Genomic DNA, 18829 nt, shown 5'->3' with positions numbered 1-18829 from the left:
TGCCATGAATTATCACCAATATTATCCTGTTGATGTGGTTAATGGCCCCGGAACCCGCTGTACACTGTTTGTGGCAGGGTGTGTTCATCAATGCCGTGGTTGTTACAACCAAAGTACATGGCGAGTGGATTCAGGTGTGCCATTCACCCAAGAAATGGAAGACCAAATTATCCAAGACTTGCAAGATACTCGTATTCGTCGACAGGGATTATCCCTGTCGGGCGGAGACCCGCTACACCCAGCCAATTTGCCTGCAGTGCTCAAGTTGGTAAAACGCGTTAAAGCCGTTTGCCCAGATAAAGACATCTGGTTATGGACAGGATACACATTGGGTGATTTAACGCTTGAACAGCAAAAAGTGGTGAGTTTTGTCAATACCGTGATTGACGGTAAATTTGAGCAGGATTTACATGACCCGCGCTTAATTTGGCGCGGTAGCTCAAATCAGGTAATCCATAGGCTTCGTTAAATTTGGCATTCCCAATATAGCTTGGTGCCAAAACCTAATTTATTATCCACCATTTTGACATTCTGTAAGTGAAGCTGCCAAACTGGCAGTTTCGCTGCTATTGCCACAGGGAAGCGGCGGCAGTAGAAACCGCGAGCGAGTTGTGCTTCCTCACTTTCTAATATTTTAATTTCACCTGTAAATTGAATACCTTGTATTGTATTCACGGCTTTAGTTTGCGCCGATATTGTGCCAGCCACTTGCGGGTTAGCCACCATCAATTGCCCATGCTTGGAATTCGGGTCTGTCATTAAAATCAGACACATCGTTTTCGCATCAAATGCATAGTAACAACTGGCAGGCCAGATATCATTGTTGTGATGAGCAAAAAGGGAAAAAACGTGTTGGCGAGCAATATAGCGTTGGATGTGTTTTAAAGCTTGTTCAGGCGTCATAGCGGTTTCCATATAGACCCGTTCAGAACAAGCTTTCGGGTTACCCCTAAGCTTGCTTAAACTGTTCTGAACGTAGGCATAAAATTCGCTATTACTATAGCCTAACTAATTAAAAAATGGCTCTAATTAACTTGGGTTTTTACACCATATCACCCAAGTCTTTACTCTAAATAATTCGAGTTGTAGCTAGGCGGCAAGTGAACGAGACGCTAGGAGCATACATAAGTATGTGACTAGTGCGAATGAACGCGGCCAACAACGCTACGGCTCGAAGTATGACGAGTAAATATGACGAATAGAGTTACTTATAAATAGCTGCAGTACCATTCATGCTATTCTCACCGCCAGCAGAAATCACACGGAATGAAGTTGCGCCAGCTTCATCAGCTTTTTTGGCTAATTGTGCGGTCAGGTCATTTACACTCACAGCACCCGTTACTGAGACATAACCAGCTGCTGGCTGACTAGTATGTTGAACTTCTTCAGCAGCCATTGAGCCAAATGAAACAGCACCTAAAGTTAAAGCAGCAGCGAATAATGTTGATTTTTTCATTGTATATACCTTCTTGTAAAATTGATTTTTAGTTGGGATTTTTACTGTCCCTCTGTGATATGGATCATATTATGCGCTTTATTTTGAAAAGAAAATTAGCTAATTTTGCTATAGTTATTCAAATAATTTGAATGCTAACTTAGGTTGAGGTTACAACTTTGTGACAGTTTTATATCATTTTTTATTTAAATTTTAATATGTTATAAATATCTTACTTAACGAATATATTCGTTGTTAACCTAATATTTTCTTCTTATAAATCAGCACAGAATGATAAAAACAACCCTAGAAAAAAAACAATCAAAACAAAGTGATTGGTATCTTTACTTAGTAAGAGAGAAAAATAACGCCTTGTATTGTGGTATCACCACCGATGTACAACGTCGTTTTGAGCAACATAAGGCAGGAACAGGGGCAAAAGCATTGAAAGGAAAAATGCCACTAGAACTGGTATTTTCTTGTTTTATTGGTTCTCGCTCAGCCGCGTCAAAAATAGAATATCAAGTTAAGCAACTGAATAAAAAGATAAAAGAAAGGCTGGTCATTGACCAGCCTGATGATTTAACTGACTACTTAGCTAACTATAAATTATTGAAGTGTGAAGAGTAAGTCACCAAACCTTGGTGTTCCCCGATTTCGCCATTTTCTAAGCCACAAACCAAAAAATGAGCCTGTTGTTCAGGCCATTGGCAACTTACGCCGTGGCTTGAAGCCGGTTCAAAACCAAAACGCGAATAGTAGCGTTCATCTCCCAGTACAACGACAGCACCATAACCAAACTCATTAAGGCTATCTAACCCTTCATAGACCAGTTTTTCTGCGATCCCTTGGCCTTGATGCGCTTTACTTACCGCTAATGGCGCAAGACCTACCCATTGTACGTCTTCGTCGTTAACATCAACGGGTGTGAAGCCAACATAGCCAATCACTTCACCATCATCATTTGTTGCCACAACCCCGAGAGTTAACAAACCATCCTCACGCAAATGTTGAACAAGGTTAGCTTCCGCTTCAGTTGGAAACGTTTCACGCAATAATTTATCAATACCCATTGCATCGACAGGGATTTCAACTCGAATTAGCATGAAGTTAACGCAGGCGATTTATGCTCTGCGTCCTCAGCTTCATGCACGGTTTTAATCACATCGGCTAATTGTAATAGAGCAAAACGCAGCGGTGCTGGCATGTTTTCGAGTTCGAAAGCATCCATTAAATTCTTCACATAGAGTCCGAGCTCAGTGTCCCCTTCAATCACCAATCTACGTTGGAAAAAGAGCGTATCGGGGTCTTCTTTGCGCGCGGCGATCAGTACTAGATCATTCGCATTACCACTCACACTAACATCAGCCTCGGCATGCTGTTTTACAGACAATTGACCATCTTGCAAACTGATAAACCAGACTAATGCTAAGTCACGAACTTCAACTTTTAGCCATTTGTCTTCGAGAAAATCAAGTTCCCCTTCTTTTACTGATTCACGAAATTGCCAACTTAGCAACTGCTCGAGAACCTGACGCTGTAATGCGAATGGGGTCACTTTTAAAGGCAGTTTCAAAAATGAAGGGCCTTTTGTGATGAGTTGAGAACGAATTTTACCTAACACAGTACTGACTCCCGTAGTAATTGTCTGCCCGTTTTCGTGTAACTACTTAACCGCAGTAGCAGCTCGAATTATTTAGGGTAACATATTGCATATTTAGATGATTAAATTTTCAACGCTAATAACCCCATTTATTGAAGTCATTAACCTAACATTTGACTCACGATAAGTTATCTTGCCAAAAAATGACATTATTGGTTTGATCCTATATCAATTTTTGCCCATCCCGCCAATATTTATTTCTCACTTCCCATTGATAAAAAACTATCTCTAATTACCCATACCATCCAATTAATGTTCAAAATTCAGTCAGAAATAATTTATTTTCCCTATTTATTAAACTTATTCCCTACTATTTGATACAGTTTCTTTATTACCCACCAGTCCCCTTATTTCTCTAACAACCTTAATTAACGAATACTGATATCCATTAACAATTTCTCTGCTCTAAATCAAAATCTATAACAGTTCTGTTGACTAGAATGGCAGCTATTAAATTTTATACAGGGATAGGACAATGGAATTACTCTGCCCAGCAGGGAATTTGCCCGCGTTAAAAGCGGCTGTCGATAACGGTGCTGATGCCGTTTATATTGGATTAAAAAATGATACCAATGCGCGCCATTTCGCAGGACTCAATTTTACTGAAAAAAAACTGCACGAAGCTGAGCGCTATATCCATAACCGTAAACGAAAATTACATATTGCGATTAATACATTTGCGCACCCTAACGGTTACGAACGTTGGCAAAATTCTGTCGATCTTGCCGCGGATCTCGGTGCCGATGCCTTGATCTTAGCCGATATCGCAATGTTAGAGTACGCGGCAAATAAATACCCGCATATTGAAAGGCATGTTTCTGTTCAGGCCTCTGCGACCAATACTGAAGCCATACGCTTCTATGAACGTAATTTTCAAGTCCATCGTGTCGTCCTGCCGCGCGTGCTATCTATTCACCAAGTGAAACAATTAGCCAAAAATAGCCCTGTACCGCTTGAAGTGTTTGCTTTTGGTAGTTTATGCATCATGGCTGAAGGCCGCTGCTATCTGTCTTCTTATCTCACGGGTGAGTCACCAAATACCGTAGGCGCATGCTCTCCAGCCCGTTTTGTTCGTTGGCAACAAACTGAAGAAGGAATGGAATCGCGCCTTAATAATGTGCTGATAGACCGTTACCAAAAAGATGAAAATGCCGGTTATCCAACACTATGTAAAGGACGTTATCTTGTCGATGAACAGAAATATCATGTCCTTGAAGAGCCCACCAGCCTCAATACTATTGAATTATTACCTGAATTAATGGCAGCGAATATTGCCTCTGTCAAAATTGAAGGCCGCCAGCGCAGCCCAGCTTATGTGACTGAAGTGACCCGTATTTGGCGCCAAGCCATCGACCGCTACAAATCCAACCCGAATAACTTTGTCACCGACCCTAAATGGCTAAAAGCATTAGGTGGGCTTTCTGAAGGAAGCCAAACTACATTGGGTGCCTATCATCGTAAATGGCAGTAATTTAAAAGGTAAATATCATGCAGTACTCGTTAGGATCTATTCTTTATTACTGGCCAAAGCAAACGCTGGAAGATTTTTATCAACACGCCGTTCAAAGTGACGCCGATATTATCTATCTCGGTGAGACAGTGTGCAGTAAACGTCGAGAAATGAAGCCCAATGATTGGATAGAACTCGCACAACAACTCGCGAAAAGTGGTAAACAGATTGTGCTGAGCACCCTTGCTCTCCTTCAAGCACCTTCAGAACTTAAAGAGATCAGCAAATTAGTTGATAATGGCGAGTTTCTCGTTGAAGCCCATGATTTTGGTGTGGTCAACATGTTAGCCGAGAGAGGACTTCCTTTTGTCGCGGGCCACGGTTTGAATTGCTATAACGCACAAACCTTAAATATTCTCTTACGCCAAGGCATGGTGCGCTGGTGTATGCCTGTAGAGCTTTCTCGTGATTGGCTAGTCAATTTACTTCACCAATGTGATGATATCGGTATTCGTGGCAAATTTGATGTTGAAGTGATGAGCTACGGTCACTTACCACTTGCCTATTCCGCACGCTGTTTTACTGCGCGCTCTGAAAATAAGCAAAAAGACGAGTGTGAAACTTGCTGTATAAACTACCCACAAGGGCGCAAGGTGCTTTCCCAAGAACATCAACAGGTGTTTACATTGAATGGCATTCAAACGCTCAGTGGTGCTTGCTATAACCTTGGCAATGACCTGCATTCAATGCATGATCTTGTAGATATTGTGCGCATTTCCCCTGAAAGTATAGAATCCCTTGAGATAATCAAACAGTTTAAAGCCAATGAAAATGGGGATATTCCGCTGAATATCGTAAACCAAAACTGTAATGGTTATTGGCGACAAATTGCAGGGTTGTTGCTAGTGCCTTGATATACAATAGGTAATGAGCTCGAACTATAGCTCATTACCTTAACCAAATAATTCACTGTGCGAACCAATATCAACGAAAGTGATTAAATTACCTTTATCTGACAAGCGATAAACCAGTAAGAAATCACCACCAATATGAAGCTCCCTAGCTCCTTGCCATTCATGACCTTCTAATTCATGGTCAAGATATTCTTTTGGTATTATTTTTTGAGAAAACAGTATTTCCATAACGAGAACAGCCGCATTCATATCCCTACGGCCCGCTCGGTTATATCGTTCCCATGACTTCTTAAACGTTGGTGTATAAGCAACCTGCCTTGGTTGCTTAGCTCGCTTATTACTTGGCTTCTGAGTCAACTTTGCTTAACTCCACCATCATTTCGTTAATTGAATCGTAGTGCTGCTCAATAGCTTTAGCTTCTTTCAACGCTAGTGTAGTTTTCAGCGAAGGTTGCTTACGTTTGATTTCAAAGGGAACTCTTTGCTCTTGAACTACTTGTTCTAAAAACAAACGAATAGCTGCGCTAATAGTCAAACCACAATCTTGTAATACACTCGTGGCTTCCGCTTTTAATTGTTCATCAATTCGACTACGAACATCTGTTGTTTTCAATAGTGTTGACATATCATCCCCCTACACATATCAAACGTAGCTACATTGTGACTACATTGCGGTTGAGTTTAGCATTTGTCGATTAATTAGTCATTATTTCTTTAGGCCGCCTTTTCTAATAGACCATAAACACGATTAAATATTAATGCCGATGCCTGCGCCAGCGGTTAAACATATGGCTAATATGACGCAGTTCGCCATCTCGGAGCATACCAATAAATACCCCAATGACCGTATAAATAACCCCTAAAATCAGCATCATCACGATATCCATCAGGACATCGCTAAACGGTAGTCCCATTTGGTTAAGACCTGCCATAGCGTTTGTGGCCCATGTTGATGGTAGTGCTGATGCAATCATACGAACCCAATCAGGCATCGCTTGCAGTGGCCAAATCGTACCTGACATGTAAAACACAGGAGTCGTAATAAATGCCAAAGTTAAATAAATCATTTCGACACTGCGCAAACATTCCGTCACTAACTTGCCAAGCCCCAGAACAGCCAAGAGGAATGGGAACGTGAACATCCAAATCACATACAATGGCGCTTCTTGCCGGTAACCCAATACCCACGGCCAAAGGGCAAAAAATACGGTAGATAAAAATAACCAAATCGGAATTAAAGCAGATAGCGCCCCTAAATAAACGGCTAATGGCGGTTTTCCTTTCGGCGTAGAACGGACCGCGATACTGACTCGCACACAGGCAATCAACAGGGAGTGCTGTAATAACATCACTAACAAGCCAGGAAAAACGATTGCTGCGAAGCTGATCCCTGGGTTATACAGTGGCTCAGTTTCACTGCGAATAGGGGTAATAATCACTTTCGCTTGCTCTTGGCTATAGCCTGCTTTAGTGAGTAACTGGGTGTTATAGGCATTGAGCAGTGTTTGGTAGGCTTTTGATAACTCTTGCTGAATTTGCCCACTTGCTAGCCGGTTGGTGCCATCACCATACACTGGCACAGTGATATTTTTACCACTCAATAAGTGTTGTTGAAAATCTGTTGGAATGATAATTATCGCAAATAACTTTCTCGCAATCATATCCTGACGAGCTTGAGCAAGGTTATCATAACTCTGCAATTGCACCTTCGGCGTCGCATCAAGATCACGGATTAACTCACGACTTGCTGTGCTGTGGTCCATATCAATAACGGCAACAGGTAAGTCCCAAAGAACAGGCTTGGCATAAACTAAGCTCATAACGCACAGAGAAACCAATAATAACAGCCACATCGGTTTTTCCAACATCCCCAGCAGCACTTTACGAAAGGTTGCAAAATAGATAGCCATTAGACAACCCCTCCTTGGTTTTCTAACCGTTTTACTAGTCGCTTACGGATTAAAAAGCCAATCACAAATGGGTAAATCAATAAAAATAGACACACTTGAACGATGCGAGTAAAAGAAATCTCCCGCAAGAAAATATCAAACATAGCATTCAATGTATGTGTAAGTGGTTCAATATTCGAAATAATCTGTGCAGGCAATATCATTGATAGCTCAGGCACAGCCATACCCGAAAAGGCTAAGGCGATACTCACCAGCATCCCTATCAAGCTATACGCCATGATGGCACTTGAGGTAAAACTAAACAGCAATAAACCGATACTTTGCGCTGCTATCACATAGAAAAACCCTAATACAATCATATATAACGGGTTCCCTACCACTTTAGCATCAAAAATAGTGACTAGCGCCGCAATCTCTACGGCGAGCAATATACTGAAAAATAAGGTGTAAGGAGCTAACTTCCCAAGTAACGCCATGACAAACGGTTTAACACTTTGTAAGGTAGAACCTCGTGACATGGTGTAGATTGTTGCGGTAACAACAAATAGCTGTAACATATGAATAGTTGCAGCAAACTGTTGATAATAAATATAACTACCGCTCGGATTGAACAAACTGTCATAAGAAAGTGTGACTTGAGCTAATGGCGGCAATGCCTTTCCCATGGACTTAGCCATTTCTTGGCGATACTTCGCATTCAGCTCTGCCACTAGCCCACTAAAATCTTGAATCGCATAACTACCTGATGCATAAAAGAGCGCATTATAATACATCCGCAGCTCAGGCTGACGCCCCCGTAAGACATCTTCTTCAAAGTTATGAGGAATATACAATAACGCGTAATCTTTTGAACTACCGAGTCTTTTTAATGACGTACTCAAATTATCATCAATCGTTTTTACATCAGCGTGCGGGCCTGCGTTAAGGTCACGAATAATTTGCCGAGACACGGGGCTATGGTTGTCATCCACCACAGAAACGGGTAAATCCATTAATGTCCCCTCTGAAAAGTTAGCGCTAACTAACGTAAACAGCATTAATGGAAACAGCCAACTTAACCAATGAAAAACAGGGCTACGAATAGCCATTTGGGTTTCACGGCTAAAGGCGTGCTCAAAACCGTGCCAAGCGAACTTAAATTTCATGGCAACACCTTTTACTTATCCCAATGCCATAACACACTCATGCCAGGCCTTAACCCTTCGATCGGCTCTACAGGATATAAGCGAATTTCAAATGTTTTTAAATCGAAGTCACCCGTTGCACGTGTTGCTCGCTTAGTAGCATAGTCACCTTTTGGTGCAATATAACGAATTTCAGCTTCAACCACCTTATTACCCAACGCTGGGATATCCAGCTGTACTTTATCGCCTTTTTTCACATCAACTAAAATATCTTCACGCAAGTTATAGACAAAATAAGCTTGCGGTAGGCGTATTAATGAAACCAAAGGGCTTCCTGCATTAAATAGTTCGCCAATTTCAGCGGGGATAGGCCCTACTTCCCCATCAACCGGGGCTTTAACTTGCAAATCATCCACCTGAACTTGCAATTCAGCTAATTTTTGTTCTGCTTGGTCAAGCGCCGCCTCATATTGCTGACGTAATTCAATACGGTCACCATGTAAGCCTTCTTCCAACCGTGCTTTTGCCCCTTGAACTTGCGAAAATGCCACTTCTTTGGCCTTACGTGCGTTATCTAACTCATTCGCTGAAACATACCCTTTGTTTTTTAAATTACTTAAACGAGCATATTCACGAGAGGCATTTTGATATTGAGAGTTGGCTTGTGCCAAGGTGGCTTGAAGATCACGAATAGTTTCTTCGCGAGTACCATTAATAGAGAGTTCTAGCTGCGCCTTTGCTTGGTCTCTTGCCGCTTTTGATGCTGCATACTGCGCCTGTAGCTCAGGGCTTTCTAATGTTAAGAGAAGTTGCCCTTGTTTTACATCATCACCACGCTCAATATGGCGCTCAATCACCCGCCCTTTTGCTTTCGAGGTTACGATAACTTCAGGTGCATCGACTTCCCCCTGTAACAATAAATATTGGTTATGGGAATGAAAAAGTGCCGCTGCTGCTATTAAGATAAGCATCAGCAAAATCAGTGCTATTGTTCTTTTTTTCATTATTTATGTGAACCTTAAATAATAACGGGGGAAACTACCATCCCTAGAGTATGACAAGAAAGTTAAATACAGCGTTAATAAATTCGTGCGCAAGATCACGAAAAGGTAGGTCATTGACTAATATTGAAGCGGTTTCAGCCTTATGTCAAATATTGATGAGTGTACTTTTCTCAAATGTCGATTACTTAACCAGTGACTTACGATATAATTTCAAGCCGAATAAAGACTAATAATAGATAGCAAGAATAAATAATTCCGCCACAAAATAAAAATCCCACAACGTATCATGCTCTAAATAGTTCACATTGTGGGTAGGCGACAAAAGAAGATAGCTTGGGGAGCATACACAAGTATGTGACCCAAGGAGCTGAACGTAGTCAACACCCCCAGAATGTGAAACATGACGAGCCATGCTCTAAATAGTTCGCATTATGGGTAGGCGACAAGAGAAGATAGCTTGGGGAGCATACACAAGTATGTGACCCAAGGAGCTGAACGTAGTCAACACCCCCAGAATGTGAAATATGACGAGCATGTACGAATTTGACTTAATATTACTCCTCCTCCAGCAAATGTGCGTCTACTTAGTGATCGCATGGGTCCTCAGTCGTACCCCGCTGGTTACCCCATTACTTAAAGTCACTATTCGCTTACCTCACAAGGTGATGTGCTACCTGATTTTCTCAGTATTTTGCATTATCGGTACTTATTTTGGTTTGCATATCAATGATTCTATAGCCAATACTCGCGCCATTGGTGCCGTGCTTGGGGGTCTATTAGGCGGTCCCGCTGTCGGCTTTGCCGTTGGTTTTACTGGTGGGTTACATCGTTATTCATTGGGTGGCATGAGCGCATTTGCCTGTATGGTTTCAACGATTGTTGAAGGGTTGATTGGCGGGTTAGTTCATCGTTACTTTATGAAACGTGGCGAAATTAATAAAATTTTTAATCCTATGATTGCCAGCTGTGTCACTTTTATTGCTGAAATCATACAAATGCTAATTATTTTATTGTTGGCAAAACCTTTCGATGAAGCCCTCGAACTTGTTAAAAATATCGCTGCACCTATGGTCATCGCAAATACGATTGGCGCAGCTATGTTTATTCGTATTTTACTCGACCGCCGCGCTATTGTTGAAAAATACACAACTGCATTCTCTGCTCAGGCGCTAAAAATCGCCTTAACCACTGAAGGAATTCTGCGTAAAGGCTTTAATGCTGATAACAGTATGAAAGTTGCCAAGATTATTTATCAAGAACTAGAAATTGGCGCCGTCGCCATCACTGATCGTGAAAAAATACTCGCATTTATTGGTATTGGCGCTGATCACCATCGCCCGGGAACACCGATTTCGTCGAGTCAGTCAAGGCAAGCTATTGAGAATAATGAAGTTGTATATGCCGATGGCAATGAAACGCCTTACAAGTGTTCATTAAGCCCCACCTGTAAACTCGGTTCTGCATTAGTGATCCCATTACGCGGGGAAAATGAAAAAGTCATTGGTACAATTAAACTGTATGAAGCGAAAAATAGCCTATTTAGCTCCATAAATCGTACCCTTGGTGAAGGCATAGCCAGCTTATTTTCCGCGCAAATTCTCGCGGGCCAATATGAGCGCAATAAGCAATCACTGTTACAATCTGAAGTTAAACTACTTCATGCGCAAGTGAACCCCCACTTTTTGTTTAATGTACTCAATACGCTGCAAGCCGTGATCCGCAAAGATAGCCAGCAAGCAGGCCAGCTTGTGCAATATATTTCGACATTTTTCCGCAATAATTTAAAACGACCTGAACAAAATGCCACGCTTGGTGAAGAAATTGAACATATCAACGCCTATTTGCAGATAGAAAAAGCCCGCTTTCAAGAAAGCTTACAAATTCATATTGAGATCCCAGATGAAGTCAAACAGGTTGAACTTCCGGCATTTACCCTGCAGCCACTGGTTGAAAATGCAATTAAACACGGCACCTCACAGTTATTAGAAACAGGATATATTACAATACGTAGTTATATCGACAGTGAACATGTCTACATCGAAATAGAAGATAACGCGGGGCTATACAAGCCCACTAAAAAGTCCGATGGCTTAGGAATGGGGCTAGTCGATAAACGCTTACGTTTAAAATATGGTGAACAATATGGTATCAGCGTAGAACATGAGCCAGAAAAATTCACTCGAATGAAAATTCGCCTGCCTTATTTGGCTACAACATAATAATGATTAAATTACCTCTATGAATGTATTGATTGTTGATGACGAACCTCTTGCACGGGAAAATGTGCGTTGCCTACTTGAAGAACACGATGATATTGAAATTATCGGTGAATGCGCCAATGCGATTGAAGCGATTGGGGTCATTCACAAAAAAAAGCCTGATGTGGTTTTTCTTGATATTCAAATGCCGCGCCTAACTGGCCTTGAAATGGTACGCATGTTAGATCCAGAAGACCGCCCCTATATCGTCTTTCTTACCGCTTTTAATGAATTTGCCATCCAAGCTTTTGAAGAGCATGCATTTGATTACTTGTTAAAGCCCCTTGAAACAGAGCGATTAAAAAAAACCTTAAACCGCCTACGTCAAGGTAAGCAAAAACAGAACCTTGAACTACTCAGCAACAATGAGCCGCTCAAATTTATCCCTTGTACTGGCCATAGCCGCATCTATTTGATGAAGCTTGATGAAGTGCTATACGCCACCTCACGTATGAGTGGCGTGTATGTGATGAGCACACAAGGGCAAGAAGGCTTTACTGAGCTCACATTACGCACATTAGAAACTCGTACACCTTTAGTACGCTGCCATCGCCAATATTTGGTCAACATGACTCAGTTAAATGAAATTCTGTTTGGCGACGGTGGACAAGCCGAGTTGGTACTCAGCTCCGGTGAACATATACCTGTCAGCCGCCGTTATCTCAAGCCACTAAAAGAGGCATTGGGTTTAGTTTGAGTGGTTAAATAATTAAAATCTCTGGCCCTCGCTGCTCTATAAGATGTAGCATTCTTAGAGCTGGGCCACTGGGTTTTTTTTCTTCTCTTTCCCACTTAGATACGCTTTCCTTAGACATGCCCAGCGCTAAAGCTAACATGGCTTGTGACATTCCATATTGAGCACGGAGTTGTTTGATTTGCGCACCGCTCATCATAGGTACTACCTTGATTTTATTATTTATTTTACGATTACCAACCTTCTGTTCTAAATCAGTAACTAAACTTTTTGGTGCAGCATCAACCTGATGTAACTCTTTCGCTAGCTCAAGCATGTTTTCTAGTTTATTGCTCATCAGTAAGCTCCTCCAAAATATTATGTAAAACTAAATCAGCAATTTTATCATCCGTATAATTAAGAAAAAGTCGAGATAAATTCTTATACGCATCTAGTTCATCATCTTCAATTTCTTTTACTCCTTTAGCAGCTATATTGCATTTCTCCCAACCATCGGCAAAAAAGAGATGATGGCTAACTTTGAAGAATATAATAACCCTGACCCCACCACTTTTCCCTTTTCCATTAATGGCAATCCTTTTTTTAATTACACCACTTCCTAAGTCTGCTTCATAAACCCCCGCTAAGACTTCATTTGCAGCCTTAAGCAAGTGTTTATCCATTATCTTAATTTTTTTGGTGCTTCGCTTAAATGAGGAAATTTTATAGAACGCCACAACTACTCTCCATGTAGTACCTATTACTATAGTAGCAAGTGCCATTTTTGAAGACAATATATATTGTTCATTTTTAAAACAACAAAAAACCCGCATTTCCAAGAAATGCGGGTTTTCATTTTATTAGGGAATAACTTCCCTAAAACCTAGCAATTACGCGTTATGGCTGCTGCTACGACGACGAGGTGCCGCATTAGTACCATCTTGGCGTGGAGCAGAGTTACCACGGTCACGGTTACCACCACCACGGCGTTCACCACCGCCACGACGTTCGCCACCGCGCTCACCGCCACGGTCATTACGACGACCTGCACCGAAGCCACCTTCACTGCCGCCATCACGACGACCATCACCACGACGCTCACCACCGCCGCGACGTTCAAACGGTTGTGCATCACCGATCAGCTGCATTTGAGTTGGTTTATTCAAAATGCGTGCGCGACTTAAATGAGTTAACACGTCAGTTGGCATGCCTTTTGGTAATTCAATTGTCGAGTGCGTTCCGTACAATTTGATATTACCGATATAACGGCTGCTGATATCCGCTTCGTTAGCAATCGCACCAACAATGTGACGAACTTCCACACCATCATCACGGCCAACTTCAATACGGTACATTTCCATATCACCGACATCACGACGCTCACGACGTCCGCCACGCTCACCACGTTCTGCACGGTCAAAACCATTGCCGTTGCTGTTGCGGCGATCACCACGGCGATCATCGCGATCATTAAATTCACGACGTGGACGACGTGGCGCATCTGGTGGCAGGATCAGCGCACGTTCACCTTGTGCCATTTTCAGTAATGCTGCGGCTAAAGTTTCCATATCTACATCTTCTGATGGAGACATTTTTGCTAACAGTGAACGATATTGGTCTAAATCGCTGCTTTCTAATTGCTGTTGAATTTTCTCAGCAAATTTCGCCTGACGACGTTGGCTCAGCAGATCTGCATCTGGTAATTCAACTTCAGGAATAGTCAGTTTCATCGTACGTTCAACGTTACGTAGCAGACGACGTTCACGGTTTTCAACAAACAGTAACGCACGACCCGCACGACCTGCACGGCCTGTACGACCAATACGGTGAACGTAAGACTCAGCATCCATTGGGATGTCATAGTTAACAACTAAACTAATACGCTCAACATCCAAACCACGCGCTGCAACGTCAGTTGCGATCAAGATATCTAAACGACCATCTTTTAAGCGCTCTAAGGTTTGCTCACGCAATGCTTGGTTCATGTCACCATTTAGTGCAGCACTGTTGTAGCCATTGCGTTCTAACGCTTCAGCCACTTCTAATGTTGCATTTTTGGTACGCACGAAAATAATTGCTGCATCAAAGTCTTCTGCTTCTAAGAAACGCACTAACGCTTCATTTTTACGCATACCGTACACTGTCCAATAGCTCTGAGCAATGTCTGGACGGGTTGTAATGCTAGCCTGAATACGAATTTCTTTCGGGTCTTTCATAAAACGACGTGTAATACGACGAATTGGTTCAGGCATTGTTGCAGAGAACAGCGCAGTTTGGTGCTCAGCTGGAATTTGGCTCATGATGTTTTCAACATCTTCAATGAAGCCCATACGCAGCATTTCATCAGCTTCGTCTAAGACTAAGCCTTTTAATTTAGAAAGATCTAACGTGCCACGTTTTAAGTGATCAAGAAGGCGGCCTGGTGTACCCACAACAATTTGTGGTCCTTGGCGCAGTGCACGTAATTGTACGTCATAACGTTGACCACCATACAGGGCAACAACGTTAACGCGGTTCATATGTTTAGAGAAATCACTCATTGCTTCCGCTACCTGAACAGCCAACTCACGAGTTGGAGCAAGTACTAAAATTTGCGGAGCTTTTAAATCTGGGTCGATGTTATGCAGTAATGGCAAACTAAATGCAGCAGTTTTACCGCTACCTGTTTGTGCCATACCTAATACATCGTTTCCATCCATTAACAATGGAATACATTGCTGTTGGATTGGTGATGGTTTTTCATATCCCAGGTCATTTAGTGCTGTCAAAATAGATGCTGATAAACCTAACTCAGCAAAAGAAATATCGGTCTCAGTAGTCATGTAAAGGTGCCTCATACATAATGGCAGCCAGTTTACATAACCATGCGAAAATCATTTCGGTCATTTTCATTTAAAATGTGAACTGGCTCAAATTGTGTTTATTAAACGAACAAATAGGCCGTCACCCCGAGGGATGATGACTTAAAAATTTATCATGAAATGTTCGTCAGCTATTGCTGGCCCGATTCTAAAAGGTCGTCTTGTTCTTGGCCTAACAGCGCCAATTCCAACAATGCATAGCGGTGTTCAACAAAGCTGTGAGCGTTGTTAGCTACCGTCAGTTTGAATAACGCAACTGCGCTATCCTTATCCCCCAGACTTAGGTAATGCTTACCTAAATAGAAGTTAGTTTCACTGAGATGCTCAGCGAGCGAAGTGTTATCCGTAGATGTTTCTTTCAAACGCTCCATCAATGTATTTTCATTGATATTGCCAAGATAGAATTCTACGATATTCCAGCCCCATTGCCCTTTCTCCGCTTGGTTGTAGCGGGCAGCAAGATTATCTTGCGCCATACGCGGGTCTATGTCTTTCTCTACGAGGTAAAGCCACAGAGTACGAAAAGGATCATTTGGATCTATCTGATAATACGCCAGCAGATCATCCTGCGCTAGTTTGTACCGTTCACCGTAATATAATGCGATGCCACGATTCATTCGCGCGAAATTGTAAGTTGGATCAAGCTCTAAAACAGAATCAAACGCTTCATAGGCAGCATCATAATTGCCTGCCTGCGTAAAATATATCCCTAAAAAATTAAAAACTTCAGGAATATCAGGACGAATGGCTAACGCAGTTGAAAAATCATTACGTGCCAGCGCCCTTAAACCGAGACTATCATACAACACACCGCGCTCATATAAAAGCTGTGCGTATTCATCATCGGTTAAAGACCGACTCGCAAGGATTTGTTCCATACGAGCCAGTATCACTTCTTGTTGCAATGAAGGTTGAAGTGGAACGGCAAATACCTCGTTCTTTCGCCAATCTTTGCTACTACATCCAATAATAACAAAAAAGATAAGCGCCAAGAGCACACGCGGTAACGTGCGATAATCTCTCACCCGAAGACAGATACTGTTCAACATACTCCGCCCTTACATTACCACGCTTTACAAATGATGGTTTCAGCAAATTTAGGCTGATAGCGCCCTAACTTAATAGAGCGCTGTTAAGTCAGCTTACTCTGCTGAGTCCTGCGGTTGTGCACTTGCTTCTTCAGTTGCTACCGCTTCTTTCATGCTAAGACGGATACGGCCCTGACGGTCGATTTCCAATACCTTAACAGGAACTTCTTGACCCATTTGTAGGTAATCAGTCACTTTCTCAACACGTTTGTCCGCGATTTGAGAAATATGAACCAGACCTTCTTTACCGCCGCCAATCGCAACAAATGCACCAAAGTCGACAATACGGGTTACTTTACCTGGGTAAATGCGGCCAACTTCAACTTCTGCTGTGATATCTTCAATACGACGAATTGCTTCTTTCGCTTTAATACCATCAGTTGCTGCAATTTTCACAGTACCGTCATCTTCGATCTCGATAGTCGTGCCTGTTTCTTCCGTTAACGCACGGATCACAGAACCACCTTTACCGATGACATCTTTGATTTTGTCTGGATTGATACGGATAGTGTAAATACGTGGAGCAAATTCAGAGATTTCTTCACGTGGACCATTGATTGCTTGTTCCATCGTACCAAGAATGTGCAAACGCGCACCTTTTGCTTGGTTTAAGGCAACTTGCATGATTTCACGCGTGATCCCTTCAATTTTGATGTCCATTTGCAGTGCACTGATACCTTCACGGCTACCAGCCACTTTAAAGTCCATATCACCTAAGTGGTCTTCGTCACCTAAGATATCAGACAGAACAACGAAATCTTCGCCTTCTTTTACCAGCCCCATTGCAATACCTGCAACAGCGGCTTTAATTGGCACACCAGCATCCATCAGTGCTAATGACGCACCGCAAACTGATGCCATTGATGATGAACCATTGGATTCAGTGATTTCAGACACAACACGTACAGTGTATGGGAAATCTGCGTGGTCAGGCATCACAGCTAACACACCGCGTTTCGCTAAACGGCCGTGACCGATTTCACGACGTTTTGGTGAACCCACCATGCCAGTTTCACCGACAGAGTATGGAGGGAAGTTGTAATGGAATAAGAAACGGTCAGTATATTCGCCCATTAATTGGTCGATAACCTGTGCATCACGCTCTGTACCTAAAGTTGCAGTTACCAGTGCTTGAGTTTCACCACGAGTAAACAACGCAGAACCGTGAGTACGTGGCAGAACCCCCGTACGAACGTCCAGTGCACGAACCATATCTTTTTCGCGGCCATCGATACGTGGCTCACCACGGATAACACGGCTACGAACAACTTGTTTTTCTAAGCTTGCTAAAATATCTGCAACTTCAGAAACATCAACGTTTTCGTCTTCAGCAACTAATACTGCAGTGACTTCTTCTTTGATTAAGTCAACCTGCGCGTAGCGCTCTTGTTTCTCAGTGATGCGATAAGCATCGCCCATACGGCTTTCAGCTAATTGTGCAACACGGTCATGAAGAGCTTGGTTAACTGGCTCTGGCTGCCAATCCCATTTCTCTTTCCCAGCTTCTTTCACTAATTCATTGATATTCTGAATAACAACTTGTTGTTGATCGTGGCCAAATACCACTGCACCTAACATTTGCTCTTCGCTCAACAAATCAGCTTCAGATTCAACCATTAATACCGCGTTATCAGTACCTGCAACCACTAAATCCAAACGGCTGTTTTTCAGTTCGTCTGCTGTAGGGTTCAGAACATATTGGTCATTGATAAAACCAACACGTGCAGCACCGATTGGGCCATTGAATGGAACACCTGACAGCGCTAATACCGCTGATGCACCAATCATCGCAACGATATCTGGGTTAACTTGTGGGTTAACAGATACAACGGTCGCAATGATTTGAATTTCGTTATAAAAACCTTCTGGGAACAGAGGGCGTAGAGGACGGTCAATCAGACGTGCGATTAACGTTTCGCCTTCACCAGGACGACCTTCACGACGGAAGAAACTTCCAGGGATGCGGCCCGCTGCATATGTACGTTCTTGATAGTTAACAGTTAAAGGGAAGAAATCTTGACCTTCTTTCACTTTTTTCTGTGCAACTGCAGTCACGAATACTGCAGTGTCATCCATGTTAACCATAACAGCAGCAGATGCTTGGCGTGCGATCATACCGGTTTCAATCGAAACAGTATGTTGACCGTATTGGAATTTACGAACAATAGGATTTAACACTATATTACCCTTTTTGTAAGGCTACCTGAGATTCTCAGGGAGCATTGGTTTACTCTTCCTACTACAGCCTCGCGACTAATGAGAATACTGATGTTCTAGTGATCAATTCTCTCATTAGCCGCGCGAATCGGATGTAGCGAAGAGGCATTAATAAAAACAACTCACTACGATTTATAGCTTAGCATTTAAGTTAAGTATAATTCGAGTATTACTTCAACTTTCAAAATAACTTTTAGAAGAAAAGGGGCCTCTGGCCCCTTTTCTCTGAAAC

At 42.3% G+C, this 18829-nt stretch carries 20 protein-coding genes; 6 read left to right on the top strand and 14 right to left on the bottom strand.

The window, feature by feature from the left end:
* Positions 1-4: 4 nt before the first annotated feature.
* Positions 5-469: an anaerobic ribonucleoside-triphosphate reductase-activating protein gene (gene nrdG / locus PSF31_RS14825; RefSeq protein WP_096864323.1), complete on the top strand. Its 465-nt coding sequence runs from the start codon at positions 5-7 to the stop codon at positions 467-469.
* Here the strand turns inward: nrdG and PSF31_RS14820 are convergent.
* Positions 466-903 carry a YhbP family protein gene (locus tag PSF31_RS14820; protein WP_096864365.1) on the bottom strand — a complete coding sequence of 146 codons (438 nt, stop codon included), beginning with the start codon at positions 901-903 and terminating at the stop codon, positions 466-468. The genes nrdG and PSF31_RS14820 overlap by 4 nt on opposite strands.
* Before the next feature lie 301 nt (positions 904-1204).
* Positions 1205-1456: a multiple stress resistance protein BhsA gene (gene bhsA / locus PSF31_RS14815; protein WP_096864324.1), complete on the bottom strand. Its 252-nt coding sequence runs from the start codon at positions 1454-1456 to the stop codon at positions 1205-1207.
* A gap of 270 nt (positions 1457-1726) precedes the next feature.
* On the opposite strand from bhsA, the gene PSF31_RS14810 reads away from it, so the two are divergent.
* On the top strand, positions 1727-2065 hold the full coding sequence (locus PSF31_RS14810; protein WP_004905864.1) for a GIY-YIG nuclease family protein: 339 nt from the start codon (positions 1727-1729) through the stop codon (positions 2063-2065).
* Here PSF31_RS14810 and PSF31_RS14805 read toward each other — a convergent pair.
* Together PSF31_RS14805 and ubiT are read right to left on the bottom strand one after the other, a co-directional pair.
* The gene (locus tag PSF31_RS14805) at positions 2038-2541 is read right to left on the bottom strand and encodes a GNAT family N-acetyltransferase (RefSeq protein WP_004905865.1); all 504 of its coding nucleotides are present in this window, start codon (positions 2539-2541) and stop codon (positions 2038-2040) included. The two genes, PSF31_RS14810 and PSF31_RS14805, sit on opposite strands and share 28 nt — an antisense overlap.
* A complete protein-coding gene (gene ubiT / locus PSF31_RS14800) occupies positions 2535-3059 on the bottom strand; it encodes a ubiquinone anaerobic biosynthesis accessory factor UbiT (protein WP_004905868.1) in 525 nt (174 codons plus the stop codon). Before ubiT ends, PSF31_RS14805 begins: the two co-directional genes overlap by 7 nt.
* Positions 3060-3573: 514 nt before the next feature.
* Here ubiT and ubiU point away from each other — a divergent pair.
* Together ubiU and PSF31_RS14790 are read left to right on the top strand one after the other, a co-directional pair.
* Positions 3574-4569: a ubiquinone anaerobic biosynthesis protein UbiU gene (gene ubiU, locus PSF31_RS14795; protein WP_094961644.1), complete on the top strand. Its 996-nt coding sequence runs from the start codon at positions 3574-3576 to the stop codon at positions 4567-4569.
* Positions 4570-4586: 17 nt separating this feature from the next.
* Entirely contained in the window at positions 4587-5462 is an 876-nt protein-coding gene (locus PSF31_RS14790; RefSeq protein WP_096864325.1) for a U32 family peptidase, read from the top strand.
* 39 nt (positions 5463-5501) lie between these two features.
* On the opposite strand, the gene PSF31_RS14785 is transcribed toward PSF31_RS14790, so the two are convergent.
* From PSF31_RS14785 to PSF31_RS14765, 5 genes are all read right to left on the bottom strand, one after another.
* Positions 5502-5819, bottom strand: a complete 318-nt coding sequence (locus PSF31_RS14785) for a type II toxin-antitoxin system YafQ family toxin (RefSeq protein WP_004905874.1) — start codon at positions 5817-5819, stop codon at positions 5502-5504.
* Positions 5800-6087, bottom strand: a complete 288-nt coding sequence (locus PSF31_RS14780) for a type II toxin-antitoxin system RelB/DinJ family antitoxin (protein ID WP_004905876.1) — start codon at positions 6085-6087, stop codon at positions 5800-5802. Before PSF31_RS14780 ends, PSF31_RS14785 begins: the two co-directional genes overlap by 20 nt.
* A 130-nt stretch (positions 6088-6217) precedes the next feature.
* Entirely contained in the window at positions 6218-7372 is a 1155-nt protein-coding gene (locus tag PSF31_RS14775) for an ABC transporter permease (protein ID WP_004905877.1), read from the bottom strand.
* On the bottom strand, positions 7372-8517 hold the full coding sequence (locus PSF31_RS14770; protein WP_004905879.1) for an ABC transporter permease: 1146 nt from the start codon (positions 8515-8517) through the stop codon (positions 7372-7374). The genes PSF31_RS14775 and PSF31_RS14770 overlap by 1 nt, the downstream gene beginning before the upstream one ends.
* A gap of 11 nt (positions 8518-8528) precedes the next feature.
* A complete protein-coding gene (locus PSF31_RS14765) occupies positions 8529-9500 on the bottom strand; it encodes an HlyD family secretion protein (RefSeq protein WP_004905881.1) in 972 nt (323 codons plus the stop codon).
* A 533-nt stretch (positions 9501-10033) separates the two neighbouring features.
* Here PSF31_RS14765 and PSF31_RS14760 point away from each other — a divergent pair.
* Positions 10034-11719 carry a sensor histidine kinase gene (locus PSF31_RS14760; RefSeq protein WP_004905883.1) on the top strand — a complete coding sequence of 562 codons (1686 nt, stop codon included), beginning with the start codon at positions 10034-10036 and terminating at the stop codon, positions 11717-11719.
* Positions 11720-11738: 19 nt separating this feature from the next.
* On the top strand, positions 11739-12455 hold the full coding sequence (gene btsR, locus PSF31_RS14755; protein ID WP_004905884.1) for a two-component system response regulator BtsR: 717 nt from the start codon (positions 11739-11741) through the stop codon (positions 12453-12455).
* 4 nt (positions 12456-12459) lie between these two features.
* On the opposite strand, the gene PSF31_RS14750 is transcribed toward btsR, so the two are convergent.
* The 5 genes from PSF31_RS14750 to pnp all read right to left on the bottom strand — a co-directional run bounded on the left by PSF31_RS14750 (position 12460) and on the right by pnp (position 18558).
* Entirely contained in the window at positions 12460-12789 is a 330-nt protein-coding gene (locus PSF31_RS14750; protein WP_004905885.1) for a helix-turn-helix domain-containing protein, read from the bottom strand.
* On the bottom strand, positions 12779-13264 hold the full coding sequence (locus PSF31_RS14745; protein ID WP_232806433.1) for a type II toxin-antitoxin system RelE/ParE family toxin: 486 nt from the start codon (positions 13262-13264) through the stop codon (positions 12779-12781). The genes PSF31_RS14750 and PSF31_RS14745 overlap by 11 nt, the downstream gene beginning before the upstream one ends.
* A gap of 57 nt (positions 13265-13321) precedes the next feature.
* The gene (locus PSF31_RS14740) at positions 13322-15253 is read right to left on the bottom strand and encodes a DEAD/DEAH family ATP-dependent RNA helicase (protein WP_164560869.1); all 1932 of its coding nucleotides are present in this window, start codon (positions 15251-15253) and stop codon (positions 13322-13324) included.
* A gap of 170 nt (positions 15254-15423) precedes the next feature.
* Positions 15424-16341, bottom strand: coding sequence for a lipoprotein NlpI (gene nlpI, locus PSF31_RS14735; protein ID WP_226617020.1), 918 nt, complete (start codon positions 16339-16341; stop codon positions 15424-15426).
* A 93-nt stretch (positions 16342-16434) separates the two neighbouring features.
* A complete protein-coding gene (gene pnp, locus PSF31_RS14730) occupies positions 16435-18558 on the bottom strand; it encodes a polyribonucleotide nucleotidyltransferase (protein WP_094961648.1) in 2124 nt (707 codons plus the stop codon).
* Positions 18559-18829 lie beyond the last annotated feature (271 nt).

The sequence above is a fragment of the Providencia sp. PROV156 genome (assembly GCF_028480905.1).
Classification (GTDB): Bacteria; Pseudomonadota; Gammaproteobacteria; order Enterobacterales; family Enterobacteriaceae; genus Providencia; species Providencia hangzhouensis.
The sequence above is the reverse complement of the archived record's forward strand: the minus strand, read 5'-3'. Positions and strand labels throughout refer to the sequence as shown.

What these genes read in the sequence shown, in the direction of transcription:
- PSF31_RS14750 (WP_004905885.1), bottom strand. Translation starts at nt 12,789, where the DNA reads ATGAGCAATAAACTAGAAAACATGCTTGAGCTAGCGAAAGAGTTACAT.
- PSF31_RS14820 (WP_096864365.1), bottom strand. Translation starts at nt 903, where the DNA reads ATGACGCCTGAACAAGCTTTAAAACACATCCAACGCTATATTGCTCGC.
- nrdG (WP_096864323.1), top strand. Translation starts at nt 5, where the DNA reads ATGAATTATCACCAATATTATCCTGTTGATGTGGTTAATGGCCCCGGA.
- btsR (WP_004905884.1), top strand. Translation starts at nt 11,739, where the DNA reads ATGAATGTATTGATTGTTGATGACGAACCTCTTGCACGGGAAAATGTG.
- PSF31_RS14805 (WP_004905865.1), bottom strand. Translation starts at nt 2,541, where the DNA reads ATGCTAATTCGAGTTGAAATCCCTGTCGATGCAATGGGTATTGATAAA.
- nlpI (WP_226617020.1), bottom strand. Translation starts at nt 16,341, where the DNA reads ATGTTGAACAGTATCTGTCTTCGGGTGAGAGATTATCGCACGTTACCG.
- PSF31_RS14740 (WP_164560869.1), bottom strand. Translation starts at nt 15,253, where the DNA reads ATGACTACTGAGACCGATATTTCTTTTGCTGAGTTAGGTTTATCAGCA.
- PSF31_RS14790 (WP_096864325.1), top strand. Translation starts at nt 4,587, where the DNA reads ATGCAGTACTCGTTAGGATCTATTCTTTATTACTGGCCAAAGCAAACG.
- PSF31_RS14810 (WP_004905864.1), top strand. Translation starts at nt 1,727, where the DNA reads ATGATAAAAACAACCCTAGAAAAAAAACAATCAAAACAAAGTGATTGG.
- PSF31_RS14765 (WP_004905881.1), bottom strand. Translation starts at nt 9,500, where the DNA reads ATGAAAAAAAGAACAATAGCACTGATTTTGCTGATGCTTATCTTAATA.
- PSF31_RS14780 (WP_004905876.1), bottom strand. Translation starts at nt 6,087, where the DNA reads ATGTCAACACTATTGAAAACAACAGATGTTCGTAGTCGAATTGATGAA.
- ubiU (WP_094961644.1), top strand. Translation starts at nt 3,574, where the DNA reads ATGGAATTACTCTGCCCAGCAGGGAATTTGCCCGCGTTAAAAGCGGCT.
- bhsA (WP_096864324.1), bottom strand. Translation starts at nt 1,456, where the DNA reads ATGAAAAAATCAACATTATTCGCTGCTGCTTTAACTTTAGGTGCTGTT.
- PSF31_RS14745 (WP_232806433.1), bottom strand. Translation starts at nt 13,264, where the DNA reads ATGCGGGTTTTTTGTTGTTTTAAAAATGAACAATATATATTGTCTTCA.
- PSF31_RS14770 (WP_004905879.1), bottom strand. Translation starts at nt 8,517, where the DNA reads ATGAAATTTAAGTTCGCTTGGCACGGTTTTGAGCACGCCTTTAGCCGT.
- PSF31_RS14760 (WP_004905883.1), top strand. Translation starts at nt 10,034, where the DNA reads ATGTACGAATTTGACTTAATATTACTCCTCCTCCAGCAAATGTGCGTC.
- PSF31_RS14775 (WP_004905877.1), bottom strand. Translation starts at nt 7,372, where the DNA reads ATGGCTATCTATTTTGCAACCTTTCGTAAAGTGCTGCTGGGGATGTTG.